Consider the following 14545-nt stretch of genomic DNA (forward strand, 5'->3'; position numbering starts at 1 on the left):
GGTAGACGCCGTTGCCGGCCCGACCCATTTCGTCGGCCTTCGGCAGCCATTGCTGCCACTGCTCGTCATAAATGAAGGTACATCCCACGAGATCGGCGAGATGTGTCTCGGCTCGCAGATGCCAGCCCATGCCGATCATGGCGCAAGGCGTATGCTGCTGCCGGCCGCCGGCGTCACGCCAGCGCAAGGCTGCGACGCCTTGACCGTCGGCCTCGATGCGCTCCAGCGTCACGCCCGCATGATAGCGGCGGCCGAGCTTCGCCCGCAGAGTCAGGCCACGCAGCGCGACCAACGGCCTGGCCGCAAGGCCCGAGAATCCGCGTATCTGCTGCCGCCAGGACGAAGTATCCAGCACCGCCGCCACATCCGCTCCGGCCTTGAGGAGCTGCGCGCCGACCAGCGTCAGCAGAGGCCCCGATCCCGCGAGCACGATGCGCCGCCCGAGCGCCACGCCCTGCGCCTTCAGCGCGATCTGCGCCGCGCCCAGGCTGTAGACGCCGGCGTTCTGCCAGCCGGGGATGGGTGCGACGCGGTCGGACGCGCCGGTGGCAAGGATCACGCTGTCATAAGAGACCAGTTCCAAGCCGCCCTCCCCCAGCACGTGCAATTGCCCATCGCGCATGGCGATGACCGAACTGCCCGCGCGGTGCGTAAGCCGGCCCTCTTCTGCCAGCCGGTCGAACAGCGCATGCAACGCGCCCGCCTTCCCCGCCTCCGACCCATAGAGCTGCTCCGGCGTGCGCACGAACCCGGCCGGTGGACGCCGATAGATCTGCCCGCCCGCGCGATGCCCTTCGTCGATCACCATTGGATGGAGTCCCGCCTCGACCAGCGTCGCGGCAGCCCGTATGCCGGCCGGCCCGGCGCCTACGATCACGACCTTCGGCGTTGAGGCGTCGCTCACGGCCAGCTCTCCGACGGCGTCGTGCGCAGCCGCATGCCTTCCACGATCGGCGTTGAACATGCGCGCAGGCGCGGTCCCTCCTCCTGCCATATCCAGCAATCCTGGCAAGCGCCCATCAGACAGAAACCGGCGCGTGGCTCTGGGCCGAACTCGGAGCACCGCAAGGCATGTCCCGACGCAAGCATGGCGGTCAGCACGGTGTCGCCAGCAAGAGCGGAACGCATTTGCCCGTCGAGAACGAACCGCACCTCGGCCCGGTTGCGCTCCGCCAGCCGGACGATGCGGCCGGCAGTGCTCATTCCGCTGCCTCTTGCAGGGAACGAGGACGCGGCAATTCGGGGAAGCGTTTGCAGACCGCATCGAGCGCCGCCCGAACACCTTCCGGCCCCGCACGCCCTTTCATGCGGCGGAAGATCTCCGTCTTGGCGAAGAAGCGCCAATGGATCGGCAACGCATCCAGCACCGCATGGAGCCGGTCATAGGCGGCAGGCGTCCACTGTGCTTCGTAACCGTCGCGCTCCGGACCGAAATGGAAATGGCCGGCCGATGCCTCCTTGCCTGCGCGCGATTGCTCCGTCGCTTGCTCGTCGACCTCGCCGTTGCAGAGGACGACGCCATAGTCACGCTCGGCCGCTGCTGGCGACAGATAGCCGCGCAGCACATCCTGCGCGACCCGCCAGGGCTCGCGCTCAAGCGGGTTGCCGCGCCCACCGCCGCCGGCGGATCGGATCGCGAGCATGTCGCCGGGCTGCAGAACCGCTGTGTCGATGTTGCCCAGCCGCCGCTCGTGCTCGGTCCCAGGGTTGACGACCATGTCCGACAGGCCAGCCGCCTTGCCGCCGAGCACGCCCCAGGGGCGGAAGAAGCTGCGGTCGCGATTGCGCGCCGTGATCCTGGAGTCGGGTGCAAAGACTCGAAACGCCATCTCGGTCGCCAGCCCGCCGCGCCAGCGGCCGGCGCCGCCGCTGTCCCTGGCGAGCCCGTATTTGACGAATTCGACCGGGGTCTCGGTCTCGGTGATCTCGATCGGCGTGTTCTTGAGATAGGCGGCATCGGCGCCCGATCCGTTGGTGCCATCGCGATGCGGCATGGCGCCGCCGCCGCCGACAACCGGGTTCACAGCCGCGATGACGCTCCGGCTGGTGCGCTCGTCCGTGGTCATGACGTTGACGATGCAGTTGTTGCCAGCAGGCGCTGCCGGCAGGCGCTCCGGCACTGCCTGCGAAAAGGCGCCGAAGATGACCGAGCGCAGCCGGGCGCAGGTGAGCGAGCGCATGCCGACGGCGGCGGGGTGGACCGGGTTCAGCACCGAGCCTTCGGGCGTGATGCAGGTGAAGGGACGAGTTAGACCGGTGTTAAGCAGAATCTTCGGGTTGAGCGTGTAGAGCACATAGTAGACGCCGACGAGCAGCATGGTGTGGCGCGGGTCACCGCCCGAAGGCACGTTGAGCGACGAGCCGAGCTGAGGATCGGAGCTGGTGAAGTCGAGCACCGCCTCGTCGCCCCTGATCGTCAGCGTCAGCTTCAGCCGGCAGGGATTGGCCTCGACCGAATCCTCGTCGGCATAGTCGGCGAATTCCCAGGTGCCGTCGGGCATTGCACGTAGCACGTCGCGCGCCTGCGCCTCCGCATGATCGAGAAGCGCGGCAACGCCTTCGATGAAGCCAACCTTGCCGAACTTCCGCACCATTGCGTGGATCTTGCGCTCGCCGGTGTTGAGCGCGCCGACCAGGGCCTTGATGTCGCCGATGTTGAGATCCGGCTTGCGCACATTGGTGCTCATGATGCGCAGGATCATCTGATCGAAGACGCCCTCATTGACGAGCTTCATGGGCGGAAAGCGGATGCCTTCCTGATGGATTTCGGTCAGCGCGCGGCTGAGCGAAGCCGGCACCGCCCCGCCCATGTCGGTATTGTGGATGTGACCTCCGGTCCAGGCAACGATTTCGCCGTCGACGAAGACTGGCTTCCACAGATGCGTATCGGGTGCATGGGTGGCGACATGGCCGGAATAGGGATCGTTGGTGAAGGCAACGTCCCCCGGCCGGTAGTCGTCCACCATCGCGATGGCGCGGCGATAGGAAAGCCCGGGATACCAGGTGGCGCCGAGTTCCATCGGGACCGCGAAGGTTGCCCCCGAACGGTCCATCAGCATCACGGTGAAATCCTGCGTCTCCTTGACGAAGGCTGAATGCGCGGTGCGGTGCAGCGTATGGGCCATGTTCTCGGCCGCCGCGCGGGCATGGTTGGCCAGAACCTGAAGGTTTGTGCGGTCAAACATGGCGTCACTCCGCGAAGGTCAGTAGAAGGTTAAGGTGGCGGTCGACGCGCACCTGCGCGCCGCCTGGAATGGCGAAAGTGGTGTCTTCCTGCACCACCACCGCAGGCCCGTTGAAGGTGCTGCCGGGTACAAGGGTCTGCCGGTCATGGAGATCGACGGTTTCGACGCCCAGGCCCGTATAGACCGGAAGCCGGCGCGCCGGGCTGGCCGCAACGTCGATCTCTTCAGCCTCGGGAAAGGAGAGCGCCGGCCCCGCGCCTATCGCCGAGAGCCTGATGTTCACAAGCTCGATCGCACCCTCGGGATCATGGAAATCATAGAGCTGCTCATGGGTGCGGTGGAAAGCCTGTTCGATTGCGTCGGCGTCGCCGTCCGCCAGCCATTGCGGCGACAGCACGACCTCGATCTCATAGGTCTGCCCGAGATAGCGCATGTCGCAGGAGAGATTGAGCTCTGCGGTCGCATCGTGCCCCTGCGCCGCGAGCCAGTCGCGGCCCTCCTGTGCCAGCGCCGCGAAGGCCTCGCGAATGACGGGAAGCGACGTCGCCGACAGCGGGCTGAAGATGGTGCGGATGAAGTCTCCGCGCAGATCCGCCACCAGTCCGCCGAGCGCCGACACCACGCCCGGGCGGCGCGGCGCCATGACGCGCTTGATGCCGAGTTCGCGAGCGAGGAAGGCGCCGAGCATCGGGCCGCCGCCGCCAAACGGCATCAGCGTGAAATCGCGCAAGTCGACGCCGGCGCGCGAGGCGAGCTTCTCGACCTCGACGAACATTTCCGACACGGCAATGTCGAGGATCGCCTGCGCCGTTTGCTCGACCGACCGGCCAAGCCGCGCCGCGAGTTCGCCGACGGCGCGATGCGCCAACCCGGTATCGATGCGGAGCTGACCATAGGCCATCTCGCTGTGACCGAGCCATCCGCACACGACCATGGCGTCCGTCACCGTGGCTCGATCGCCGCCACGGCCGTAGCAGGCCGGTCCCGGCGTCGAGCCGGCCGATTCCGGGCCGATGCGCAGAACGCCTTGCACATCGACACTGGCAATCGAGCCGCCGCCGACGCCGATCGAGCTGACCGAGACGGAGGGGATATAGAGCGGAAATTCGCCGATCAGCTCACCAGTGCCGAATTGCGGCTCGCCGTCGATGATGAGCGCGAAGTCGGCCGAGGTGCCGCCGATATCGAGGGTAAGAATCCTCGCCTCGCCAGCCTGCCGCGCCAGCCACGAGGCGCCGATGACGCCGGAGGCGGTTCCCGACAAAAGCATGTTGACGCAGGCGTGCTTGCCCTCGGCGGCGTTCATCAGCCCGCCATTCGACTTCGTCAGCATCGGACGGGCCGGCACGCCGCGCCCCTTCAGTCGTTCTTCCAGCGCCGTCAGGTAGCCCGAGACGCGCGGATGGACATAGCCATTGAGAATGGCGGTCGAGCTACGCTCGTACTCACGGATGACCGGCCAGACCTCGGCCGAGGTAAAGACGAACAGGTCCGGTGCCAGACGCGTAATCACCGCCTTGACGGAGGCCTCCTGCGCGGCGTTGCGCCAGGCATGGAGGAAGGACACGATGATGCCTTGCGCCCCTTTCGCTTTCGCCGCCGCGACCGCGCTTTCGACGATCGCTATGTCCGGAGCTAGGGATTCGCTGCCATCGGCGCGCATGCGGGCCGGAATGCCGAAAACCATGTCACGCGAGATCAGCGGGTCCGGCCGCGAGCAGAACAGCGAATACATGTCCGGCATGCGAAGCCGTGCGAGTTCGATCACGTCCTCGAAGCCGGCATTGGTGAACAGCGCCATCGGCGCGCCCTTGCGCTGGATGATCGTGTTGATACCGACGGTCGTGCCGTGCACGAAGCGCGTCATGTGAGAGGGGTCGAAGCCTTCGCGCTCGGCCAGCAGGGCGAGGCCTGTCATCAGCTCGGCGCCCGGATCTTCCGGTGTCGTCAGCACCTTCAGCGAGGCGACGCGGCCGGAGTTTGCTTCGAGCGCACAGAAATCGATGAACGTTCCGCCGATATCGACGCCGACCTTCCAGTCGGCTCCGTTTTGCGTCTCATCTGCCGCGATGACACCATCCATGATGCGCCCCTTCCTGTCTGCCAACCAAGCTGGCATGACAGGCTGGCGCGGGTCCAAGATGGATGATGAGCAAGGATATAAGTCTTACTTATGCGTTCGCGCGATGCCCATCCAGCACGGCGGCACAGGCCGCGCGAATCTCGTCCCGCATCATCTCGTCGACCCGCGAAAGGGCTCGGGCGCGTGAGGTAAGCAGCGCGACCGGGAATTCCGGTCCGGCAGCCAGCGGCCTGACCGCGAGCCCGGAAAACTGGTGCCACGGCAGCAGCGCGTCGACCAAGGCGATGCCCAGGCCGGCCTGGACAAAGCCGATTGCGGAGATCGAGACGTCGATCTCGAGCGACGGCGAAAACCTGACACCCTGAGTGCGGGCTGCGTGGGCCAGTTCGTCGGCGGGACGGGTGTTGCCGCGGTAGGATATCAACTCCTCCCCGGCGAGGTCGGCGAGTGTCAGCTCGGTTTTCCGCTGCAAGGCATGCCCGGCTGGCAGCAGACATGCGAAGCCGACGCTGCCGATTACCTCAGCCTCGATATCCGGCGGCAGCCGATCGTCCAGGGCGATGCCGAGGCTGGCATCGCCGGCGCGAAGCATGTCGACGATCGCGGCGATCGGCGCGCTATGGGCTCGCAGCATCATGTTGGGGTGCTGGACCCGGAATTTGGTGAACGCACGCGGCAATATCGCCATGGCCGGCGGCGGCGAGGCGGCGACCCGCACCAGCCCTGCCCGGCCAAGACGCAAGTCAGTGGTCTTGCGGCGCAAGCCCTCAAGTCCAGCCGACAGTCTCTCGGCATCGGGAAATATCTCGAGCGCCTCCGGGGTCGGCCGCAGCCGGCCCTTCACCCGCTCGAACAAAGTGAAGCCGAGTTCGTCCTCGGCATGGAGCAGGATCTGGCTGAGCGCGGGCTGGGAAATATTCAGCATCCGCGCCCCAGCGGTCACGGTGCCGGCGCGCATGACGGCGATGAACACTTCGAGCTGCCGGGCTCGCATGGCCACTCCATAGGTAAGGCTTATGGCTTCTCTCCAAACCCATCTTTGACGCAACAGCACGGCGCGGACAAGATGGATGCTCCAAGGATCGGCCGTCAGCGCTAAGGAACGACTATGGATGTGATCGTGCTGGGCGGCGGGCTGATGGGAGCAGCTTCGGCCTATTTCCTCGCCAGGCGCGGTGCGCGCGTGGCGTTGGTCGAGCGCAACCGGATCGGCAGCGGTGCAACCGTCGCCTCGTTCGGCAACATCCGTCGCACGGGGCGGCATCTATCACAGCTTCCGCTAGCCCATCGCTCGCTCCGCCTGTGGGGCGAGGCCGAAAAAATGTTTGGCCGCGACGTCGAATTCCGCGCCACCGGCCACATCCGGCTGATCTTCGACGAGGGAAGCCTTGCCGACATGCGGGCCTATGCCGAAGCGGCGCGGCCCTGGGGGCTTGAGCTGGAGGAACTTGGCCCTAATGAAATCCGTTCCCGTTTTCCAGGCCTCGGCCCCGGCGCGATCGCAGCGTCGTTCTCGCCGCATGATGGCAGCGGCAATCCCAGGCTGATCGCACCGGCCTTTGCCGAAGCCGCCCGCAGACTGGGCGCGGAAATCGTCGAGAACGCGGGGGTCCAGACGATCAGGCACACCGGCTCCAGCTTCGCCGTCGCCAGCTCAAAAGGCACATTCGATGCCGAAAACCTGCTCAACACCGCCGGCGCCTGGGGCGCGCGCATCGCCGCGCAGTTCGGCGAAGCGGTGCCGCTTGACGCCCGCGGCCCGCAGATGGGCGTGACCGAGCCGCTGCCGCACCGGATTCTGCCGGTGGTCGGCATCTGGACGCGCGACAAGGACCATGGCGCCTATCTGCGCCAGGTCGAGCGCGGCAACATCGTGTTCGGCGGAGCTGCCGAAAGAGTGACGGTGGATCTCGATCCCGGCCATGCGGCCACCGACCCCAAGCGCCTGCCCGCGCAATTGCGCGCCGTCGCGCGGCTGCTGCCGGCCATCGCGCAGGCCACGATCATCCGCACATGGTCCGGTTGCGAGGGCTATGTCAGGGACATGCTGCCGGTCATGGGACGGTCGACGACGACGCCCGGCCTGTTCCATGCCTTCGGCTTCAGCGGACACGGCTTCCAGCTCGGACCGGGCGTCGGCGATGTCATGGCCGAGCTCATCACGACCGGCCGCTGCGAAACGCCGCTGGACGATTTCAGGGTCAACCGCTTTGGCGGCGCTGCCTGAAGGAGCATCGGACTGTCAAGATGCCTCCGACCGCGTCAGCGGCATGCCCTCGCCTCGGAGTTTGGCGCACAGGTCGAGAATCTCGGCGACAAGTGCCTTTTCCCGATCCCAGCGCGCTTCGGTGGCGACTACCATATGTAGCTGTGTTCTCAATTTCTTAATGCAGCGCGGTAGTGGATTAGATTCGACCTAATCGCACGTCATTGCCGCCGACGCCTCCCTGGAAGTACTACTATGGGACGGGCGTCTTGAGGCGACGTACGTCATCAGCGGCCTCGGCCAACAGCCAGTCGCGGAATGTCGTGATCTTGGGCAGCATCGACGTCGCCTTGGGAGACACGACCCAGTAGGTCTTGGACAATCGCAGAGCCGTGGCGAACGGCCTGACGAGGCGCCCGTTGATGAGGTCCCACGCTGCAAGCGTCGTGCGGGCGAGAGCGACGCCCTGGCCGTCGACAGCGGCGTCTATGACCATGCTGGCGCGGTTCAAGACCGGTCCGTGGGAGAGTTCGGCATCGACCACGCCAGCGGCCTCGAGCCATTCCGACCAATCCTTTCGGTCATCAAGATGCAGCAACGGAAATTTCAGCACATCGGACGGCTCGCGCATCCTCTGGTGCAGCTGGGGACTGCAGACCGCGAACAGTTCCTCGGAGGACAGGCGGACAACTTCATGCCCCGGCCAGTTGCCATCGCCATGCCGCACCGCAAGGTCGACATCCTCTCTGGCGAAGTCGACGTGATGCATGGTTGCGGAAATCCTGAGATCGATGGCTGGATGCGTCTCGGCAAACCGGCCAAGGCGGTTGACCAACCATTTGGCGGCAAAGTCGGGCGACGTGCTGACGGTCAGCGCTCCGGCCCGTGAGAGATGCTGGATGCGCTGCGTGCCGAGAGCTATGCTATCGAACGCATCGCGCACCACCTCCAGATAGGAGAGCCCGGCCCGCGTAATGGTCAGCTTTTGACGTTCGCGATCGAACAGCCGGAGGCCCAATTCGAGCTCCAGCGCCTTCACCTGATGGCTCACCGCGCCCTGCGTCACGGACAGCTCTTCCGCCGCCTTGGTGAAGCTCTCATGGCGTGCCGCCGCTTCGAAGGCTTTGAGGGCATTGAGCGATGGCAGTCGGCGAGCCAATTTCGCACCACATCATGAGAAAAATTGAGACTAGCACGAGAAACCATGCTTTGCGCGCGCCCGTAGATTGGCGCATTTCAGCGGCACAGGTCAACATGGATGCCGCGAAAGGATGAGAAATGTTCAATCACCCGCTGACTGACGCGCGGAGGCCTTCGCCGTCAATGGCGACACATGTGCGTCACATCGTCAACAATGTGACAGGAGCGATTGTGATGGTATCGCGCTGGATCCAACTCCACTGCCAACGCGAACAATTGGCCGAGCTCGAAGACCATCAGCTTGCAGACCTGGGTCTTAGTCGTACTCAGGTTCGGAACGAATGCGCAAAATGGCCTTGGCAGGCCTAATTCTCAACCGCCCCCGCATCGCCTGGTTGGGGCGAAAGCGGGGAGTCAGCTTTTGTTCGTGAGTGAACAATAACGGACCTTCAGACGTCCAAAATCTCATGTGCATCGCTCAGAAAGGCTGGTGCAAGCAATTAACGGCGTCCAGCGAGCCAGCGCCAGCGCAACGGATGGTGCGTCGGACTGCCGGATTGCCACGTGCCTGTCCAGGCCAACACCTGGTCAGGTTTGTCCGGCGATTTCCTTGCGCTGAAGGCGGGCTAAGGCCGCCCATTGGGACAAGATTGAAATGCCACGATTGACAGCCCCAATTCCTGGAGCGCTTCGGGAAGGGCCAACGGCACAAGCGGGGTAGCGGCGATCGATCGAGTATTCGCAGAGCGCTCGATATCCCCTTGGATCGTTCATTGTTGCTTCGGCTCCGGTCGATTCATCCGGCAAAGGTGCGGTCGTTGTGTCCTTCAAAGTAGGTCAGCGGGCGGTTAGGAGTGGCCGCTCGCGTCATCTTGCAGGAAGCCGCCCGGTTCGGCCTTATGCGGCACGTCCCAACCGAAATAGACCTGGGTTTCAAGGATGCGACCGTTCTCGACGCGATGCAGCTCGGTGTTTCGGAAAGTCTTGCCGCCGGTGCTGGTCTCATAGACAATGAAAGCCCAGTGCCCCTGCTCGGCGCCGTGAATAAATTTCATCCCGGTGCAGGCTTCACTGTTTGGCCAGCACCGTGTGGAGTAGGTCTTGCGGCTTAGCGCATTGTCCAGCGGACTGGTGAAGCTGTAGGGATCGCCGATGACCGCCTCTATCGCGTCGCGGTCTTTGTCGGCATAGGCCTGCAAAGCTATCTTAACGGCATCAAGCGGTCCAAGCATGGCTATCTCCTCATCTAAATTTGCTAAAGCAGCTTCGTAGCTCGGCAACGAACAGGTCAGGCACCTCGAGCTGTGCGAAGTGTCCACCTTGGTTGAGCTCGTTCCAGTAGAACAGGTTCGGATAGACTAACGGCGCCCAGCTTTTCGCTGGCGGCAGATCGTGCGGAAAAACACTGACGCCTACCGGCAGTTCAACAACGCCGGGATTGTTTCGCCCTTTAAGGATCGCCGCCTGCTCGTGATAGAAACGCGCCGACGACGCGCTGGAATTTGTAAGCCAATAGAGCGTGATCTCGTCGAGCATATGATCGAGCGACAGGAAGTCCTCAGGCTTGCCGGTGGCTCCGGTCCCACCGTCAAAGATGTCATATAGCCAGGCCGCCTGTGCCATCGGTGAGTCACTGAGAAGGTAACCGGCCAACTGCGGCTTGGTCGCCTGTAGCATGGCGTAGCCGAAGCCGGTCTCCTGGAATTTTTTGAATGCATCCACGGCCTTCTTCTGGTCAGGCTCCAGTTTCTCCGGAATTCTGTCCGGAATGGTCTGAGCGAAGTTCAGATGGATCGCCTCCAGCCCTTGCGGCTTCTGCTGTGCGAGGGCCGTTGTGACAAAGGCACCCCAATCTCCGCCTTGCGCGACATAACGGCCATAGCCGAGCCGTTGCATCAGTTCCGTCCAGGCGCGCGCCGTGCGGCCAGCGTTCCAACCAGGCTCACTTGGCTTATCCGAGAAGCCGAAGCCCGGTAGCGAAGGGATGACCACGTGAAAAGCGTCTTCAGCTTTGCCGCCATGCGCTGTCGGATCGGTCAGGGGTTCGATGATCTCTTGGAATAACAGGATGGTGCTTGGCCAGCCATGCGTGAGAATGATCGGGAGCGCGTTCTCCTGCTTCGAGCGCACATGGAGGAAGTGAATGCCAAGCCCGTCGATCTCGGTCTTAAACTGCGGCCAACCGTTCAGACGGACTTCGGTCCGACGCCAGTCATATCGGTCGCGCCAATATGTTGTCAGTACCTGCAGCTTTTCAATTTGGGGACCTTGGGCAAAGCCGGGCTCGGTGGCGGCTTCCGGGAAGCGAACTGTTTGAAGCCTCCGTTTCAAGTCGCTCAGCACGTCATCAGGGGCGTGGAAGGAAAATGGCGAGAACTCGTCCGGCTGCTTCGCGAAGGCGGGCATCGCGCTAAAGGCCAGCGATAGAGCGGCGCTGCGAAGCAGCGAGCGGCGTGAGAGCTGAATTGCTTCCATAGTCAGGGATCTCCTCACTGCTGTTTCGAACACTCTTGTCCTTCAGGCCTCCCAGGCTGGACCGCTTTTCCCTGCTGAGTGTCGACGTACACAGGCGTTGACGATCACTTCCGTCATTGCGCTGTCGGAACCACCACCGCCAAATGCGAGCATCGCTTTCGCCGAGTCCCCTTCCTCCTAGACGTTCACGCGGACGTCCTCGAACGGATCCGCAGAGACGACGACGTTACCGGCGCCCGAGCCCGGCGCGCCCGGATTTCATCGCCTCCTGCGAATCCGTAAGAAACTCGGGCCGCTTGCCCGCGTTCATGCTAGAGACTGAGATCATGCCGGTTCCCCAAGGATCGCTCCAAGTTTGTCGAGCGCCTCGTCCCAACCCTGCTCGTGACTATCGGCCTCATCCTGGTCGCGGAGACCCTCCTGCGTGAAGGTCAGGCGTGTGCCCGTGCCGTCAGCGGAGAAATCATAGCTAATGCGGGACACGATGCCATCTGGAGGAAACGCTGCCGGCCCGTCCGTCCAGCGCCACGTATGCACCAGCCGTGTCGGCCGCTCGACAACCTCATAGGTCCCTTCAGCCGCCATCTCACCAGGCGGCCCAACCATGCGGAAGGCGAAAGTGCCGTCTTTTCGCACGTCGGCGTTCAGTTCAATCACGCGAAAATCCTTTGGCCCGAACCAGCGAGCCATGACAGAAGGATTGGTACATGCTGCAAAGACCTTTTCCGGCGATGCTCGAAAGCGTCGAACGATCTGAAGCTTTGCCCCCTTCATTCCTTGTCTCCGTCCACGATTTCGCCGAGCCTGTCGAAGCTAGAGTTCCAAAAGGCGAGGTTGCGCTCCAGCCACGCCTTGGCTTCGGCCATTGGGGCCGGCACGAGACTGCAGCAGACGTTTCGGCCACGGCGTGTACGTCGTACCAAACCCGCGTCACACAACACGTCGATATGCTTGATCACTGCTGTCAGCGAGGTCGGGAAGCGTTCAGCCAACTCTCCGACGGCGACTTCCCCCTCGTGCGTCAGCCGCTCCAGAATGGCGCGGCGTGTGGGGTCCGCCAGCGATGCGAACGCCTTATCGAGGTCCGATGAAAGTTGACTCAGGTTCATCCACTGGAACTAACCGATCGGTTATTAGTTCCCTTTGGACAGATCTTCGTGGACGGGCGTGGAGTGAAAAGCGGTCCGACACGACCCCACGTCCAAAGGCCACAACGATAGGTCCTGGGCCTAATCGTTGCCCTCGTGCAGGCAATCGGACTCGCAGATTGACGAACGATCCATGCCGACCAGCGAACAATCTCGCGGATTTGGCTGTTGGAGTACCCAGTTTTGCGACCACGCCTGCATCCGAGCTCACGTCCATTCGTCCGTATACCGGATGGCGGACGTTGATCGTACATTCTCGGAATGTTCCGGCCCGGGAGATGAATGGCCGTCCAGGTTGTACCGTCAGCGCGGCCTGCGAAGCCATTGCCTGCCGGCTCACGTTTATGCGCCTGCGGAACCTTCCTGCTGAGAATAAATTGAGCCACGGCGGCCGGTTCCCCTCCGTGGAAATTGCCGGGACCAAAGACCCAATCTTGGTCGGCCCGCGCCCCCCGAGGTGGCGCGGGCTCTCCGAGCCGTTGATTGACGGACATTTCTCGGATCGACCGCCTGCCCGCGGAAGCTCGGACCACGCAGCGTGCCGTTTCCAGCTTGATCATCGACTAGCCTTGAGCGCTTTGGCTTCTCGTTCCAGCGTCTCGCGGTGGCTACCGTGCTTTGCAACCAACTCGCGGACTTGCGGGATGACAGGCCGAACTTGCTGGCGAAACAGCCGACCTCGTATTCTTCATCGCCGCTCACGCGCCTTCGATCCTGATACCCCAACTTATTTTTTCGGCGGTCTCTCACCTGCGATCGACCGCAACGCGCATCGCCTTGCTTCGTTGCAAGACGTGTCCAGGCCTCGGAACCATTTTAGGACAAGCTGATTGAATCGCGGTTGAGTGGCTATCAATCGCGGGGGCGCGAGATGCCGCAGTATCGGGTTGAGATTATGGCGGCCGGATCAGTGGTATCTTCGACCATGGTCATGGCACAGTTGCCATTCAAAGCCGCTGAAACCCACATCGGCCAGCCTATTACCTTCAGGCGGCAGGAAAACGACTGGCTGCGTGTGACGGAGATCGAAGGGGAAAAGCGGACCTTCGCCTATGTCCGCCGGTGAGCCAAGAACCGGGCGGCGGGCGTGCCTGACGCTATTCTGTGAACGCAACCGCCTATATTTGTCTTTGATCTTGACCCGGAACCGAACAGTGATGGTGAGCTTATCGCCAGATGAGCATCCGCGCCATCAACTTCCTCCACCGATGGATCGCAAACAACGTTCCTGAAACCGCAGATGCGGATGTTATCTCGACTGACGATGGGGAGTGTCTCAGTTTGAAATTTGCGCAAACGCCTGATTCGTTTGGCCGAATTGCGTAAACGCCTATATGCTTAATGGAAAGCATGAGGAGCCGATGAGCTGGCGCGAAGATATGATCAGTCGTCTCAAGGACGAAATCGAATACCTCCAAGCGACTATTCGGATAATGCACGCGGACACCGCGACGATTGGCAACGCGTCTCCAACGGAAGGCTCACCAGCCTAAACGACGACGCCATTGCCCACTACGAGCGAACGATTGAGGCGCTCCAAAAGATCGTCACGAGCTTAGAGGCGAAGGATTATTAATGCCCACCGGACTTAAAGGCCAGAAGAGACCCACCGACGTCATCGGCAATGCCGTCCGCGTCATGCGCCTTGCCACCGGCGAGGAAGGCGACGACGCGCAGGATGCCGATGCCAAGGCAGCCAAAATCCTTGGCGCCAAAGGCGGCAAGAAGCGTGCTGCAAACATGACGCCAGAACGACGTGCCGAAAAGTGGTGCTGAAACGTGCGGCGCGCCCCGGTCTTTCTAAGCACGCTACCGCGTTCAGGATTGGTCATCTGATTTAGGTGAACGAGAACGCGGAAACCTCGTACGGCTCGCCCATGATTTCGCGTTGTTCTCGGTAAGTGCGCACGCCGCCAGATGTTGCGCAAATATGTTGCCCTTCCGATAAATCTTCTCAGTGGCGCGCGTGTGGATTCGGCGACCGTGTAGTCCACATCAGCGATGCCAATCCGATGGCAGAGGAGTAGCGGGCAAGCGGCTCTTACAAAAGCGCGTGGCTGAAAATTCAAAACTTTGACGCTACCCTTTTTCGTCCAAATCTATGGCTGGCTTGCCGTTCCTGGCGGTCTAGATGATCGATCCGGAGATGGCGGTACTGTCGCCATGGCGTGGGCGGACAGGCTGACGCTGGCTTCTCCGCTTTGACCCGGGATGGGCCTGGCGATGCAGTTGCGGTCTTCGCCTATGCGGACGTGACCCGACCGCGCGCATGCTTTGCTCGGTGATCCAAGCCCCAACTCTTCCGTGC

The 14545-nt window shown here is 62.9% G+C and carries 14 protein-coding genes; 4 read left to right on the top strand and 10 right to left on the bottom strand.

Annotated features, from left to right (window positions below; translation table 11 throughout):
- The 5 genes from EOA36_RS10045 to EOA36_RS10065 form a co-directional block, all read right to left on the bottom strand.
- The coding region (locus EOA36_RS10045; RefSeq protein WP_145969140.1) for an FAD/NAD(P)-binding oxidoreductase at positions 1-904 on the bottom strand (904 nt) is incomplete at its 3' end.
- On the bottom strand, positions 901-1203 hold the full coding sequence (locus EOA36_RS10050) for a (2Fe-2S)-binding protein (protein WP_127277340.1): 303 nt from the start codon (positions 1201-1203) through the stop codon (positions 901-903). The genes EOA36_RS10045 and EOA36_RS10050, both read right to left, overlap by 4 nt.
- Positions 1200-3185: a hydantoinase B/oxoprolinase family protein gene (locus EOA36_RS10055; RefSeq protein WP_127277342.1), complete on the bottom strand. Its 1986-nt coding sequence runs from the start codon at positions 3183-3185 to the stop codon at positions 1200-1202. The genes EOA36_RS10050 and EOA36_RS10055 overlap by 4 nt, the downstream gene beginning before the upstream one ends.
- Positions 3186-3189: 4 nt before the next feature.
- Complete coding sequence (locus EOA36_RS10060) at positions 3190-5268, bottom strand: hydantoinase/oxoprolinase family protein (protein ID WP_127277344.1); 2079 nt, start codon at positions 5266-5268, stop codon at positions 3190-3192.
- Positions 5269-5356: 88 nt separating this feature from the next.
- Positions 5357-6262, bottom strand: a complete 906-nt coding sequence (locus tag EOA36_RS10065) for a LysR family transcriptional regulator (protein ID WP_127277346.1) — start codon at positions 6260-6262, stop codon at positions 5357-5359.
- A gap of 114 nt (positions 6263-6376) precedes the next feature.
- Between EOA36_RS10065 and EOA36_RS10070 the strand changes: the two genes are divergently transcribed.
- Entirely contained in the window at positions 6377-7495 is a 1119-nt protein-coding gene (locus EOA36_RS10070) for an FAD-binding oxidoreductase (protein ID WP_127277348.1), read from the top strand.
- A 232-nt stretch (positions 7496-7727) separates the two neighbouring features.
- On the opposite strand, the gene EOA36_RS10075 is transcribed toward EOA36_RS10070, so the two are convergent.
- Positions 7728-8633 (bottom strand): transcriptional regulator GcvA, encoded by a 906-nt coding sequence (locus tag EOA36_RS10075; RefSeq protein WP_127277350.1) that lies wholly within the window; start codon positions 8631-8633, stop codon positions 7728-7730.
- Positions 8634-8848: 215 nt separating this feature from the next.
- On the opposite strand from EOA36_RS10075, the gene EOA36_RS10080 reads away from it, so the two are divergent.
- Positions 8849-8983 (top strand): DUF1127 domain-containing protein, encoded by a 135-nt coding sequence (locus tag EOA36_RS10080; RefSeq protein ID WP_210212412.1) that lies wholly within the window; start codon positions 8849-8851, stop codon positions 8981-8983.
- Between the two features lie 479 nt (positions 8984-9462).
- On the opposite strand, the gene EOA36_RS10085 is transcribed toward EOA36_RS10080, so the two are convergent.
- The 4 genes from EOA36_RS10085 to EOA36_RS10100 form a co-directional block, all read right to left on the bottom strand.
- Positions 9463-9846: a nuclear transport factor 2 family protein gene (locus EOA36_RS10085; RefSeq protein ID WP_127277352.1), complete on the bottom strand. Its 384-nt coding sequence runs from the start codon at positions 9844-9846 to the stop codon at positions 9463-9465.
- 10 nt (positions 9847-9856) lie between these two features.
- Complete coding sequence (locus EOA36_RS10090; protein WP_127277355.1) at positions 9857-11089, bottom strand: epoxide hydrolase; 1233 nt, start codon at positions 11087-11089, stop codon at positions 9857-9859.
- 324 nt (positions 11090-11413) lie between these two features.
- Positions 11414-11863, bottom strand: a complete 450-nt coding sequence (locus EOA36_RS10095; protein ID WP_127277358.1) for an SRPBCC domain-containing protein — start codon at positions 11861-11863, stop codon at positions 11414-11416.
- The gene (locus EOA36_RS10100; protein WP_127277360.1) at positions 11860-12198 is read right to left on the bottom strand and encodes a metalloregulator ArsR/SmtB family transcription factor; all 339 of its coding nucleotides are present in this window, start codon (positions 12196-12198) and stop codon (positions 11860-11862) included. The genes EOA36_RS10095 and EOA36_RS10100 overlap by 4 nt, the downstream gene beginning before the upstream one ends.
- A gap of 880 nt (positions 12199-13078) precedes the next feature.
- Here EOA36_RS10100 and EOA36_RS10110 point away from each other — a divergent pair.
- Both EOA36_RS10110 and EOA36_RS10120 read left to right on the top strand, forming a co-directional pair.
- Positions 13079-13303: a hypothetical protein gene (locus EOA36_RS10110; RefSeq protein ID WP_145969141.1), complete on the top strand. Its 225-nt coding sequence runs from the start codon at positions 13079-13081 to the stop codon at positions 13301-13303.
- 509 nt (positions 13304-13812) lie between these two features.
- Positions 13813-14013: an RNA-binding protein gene (locus EOA36_RS10120; protein WP_127277366.1), complete on the top strand. Its 201-nt coding sequence runs from the start codon at positions 13813-13815 to the stop codon at positions 14011-14013.
- Positions 14014-14545 lie beyond the last annotated feature (532 nt).

Source organism: Mesorhizobium sp. M8A.F.Ca.ET.021.01.1.1 (assembly GCF_003998025.1).
Classification (GTDB): Bacteria; Pseudomonadota; Alphaproteobacteria; order Rhizobiales; family Rhizobiaceae; genus Mesorhizobium.

Coding starts and splice junctions, on each gene's coding strand:
- EOA36_RS10055 (WP_127277342.1), bottom strand. CDS start 3,185: ATGTTTGACCGCACAAACCTTCAGGTTCTGGCCAACCATGCCCGCGCG.
- EOA36_RS10070 (WP_127277348.1), top strand. CDS start 6,377: ATGGATGTGATCGTGCTGGGCGGCGGGCTGATGGGAGCAGCTTCGGCC.
- EOA36_RS10050 (WP_127277340.1), bottom strand. CDS start 1,203: ATGAGCACTGCCGGCCGCATCGTCCGGCTGGCGGAGCGCAACCGGGCC.
- EOA36_RS10065 (WP_127277346.1), bottom strand. CDS start 6,262: ATGCGAGCCCGGCAGCTCGAAGTGTTCATCGCCGTCATGCGCGCCGGC.
- EOA36_RS10100 (WP_127277360.1), bottom strand. CDS start 12,198: ATGAACCTGAGTCAACTTTCATCGGACCTCGATAAGGCGTTCGCATCG.
- EOA36_RS10120 (WP_127277366.1), top strand. CDS start 13,813: ATGCCCACCGGACTTAAAGGCCAGAAGAGACCCACCGACGTCATCGGC.
- EOA36_RS10095 (WP_127277358.1), bottom strand. CDS start 11,863: ATGAAGGGGGCAAAGCTTCAGATCGTTCGACGCTTTCGAGCATCGCCG.
- EOA36_RS10090 (WP_127277355.1), bottom strand. CDS start 11,089: ATGGAAGCAATTCAGCTCTCACGCCGCTCGCTGCTTCGCAGCGCCGCT.
- EOA36_RS10080 (WP_210212412.1), top strand. CDS start 8,849: ATGGTATCGCGCTGGATCCAACTCCACTGCCAACGCGAACAATTGGCC.
- EOA36_RS10085 (WP_127277352.1), bottom strand. CDS start 9,846: ATGCTTGGACCGCTTGATGCCGTTAAGATAGCTTTGCAGGCCTATGCC.
- EOA36_RS10060 (WP_127277344.1), bottom strand. CDS start 5,268: ATGGATGGTGTCATCGCGGCAGATGAGACGCAAAACGGAGCCGACTGG.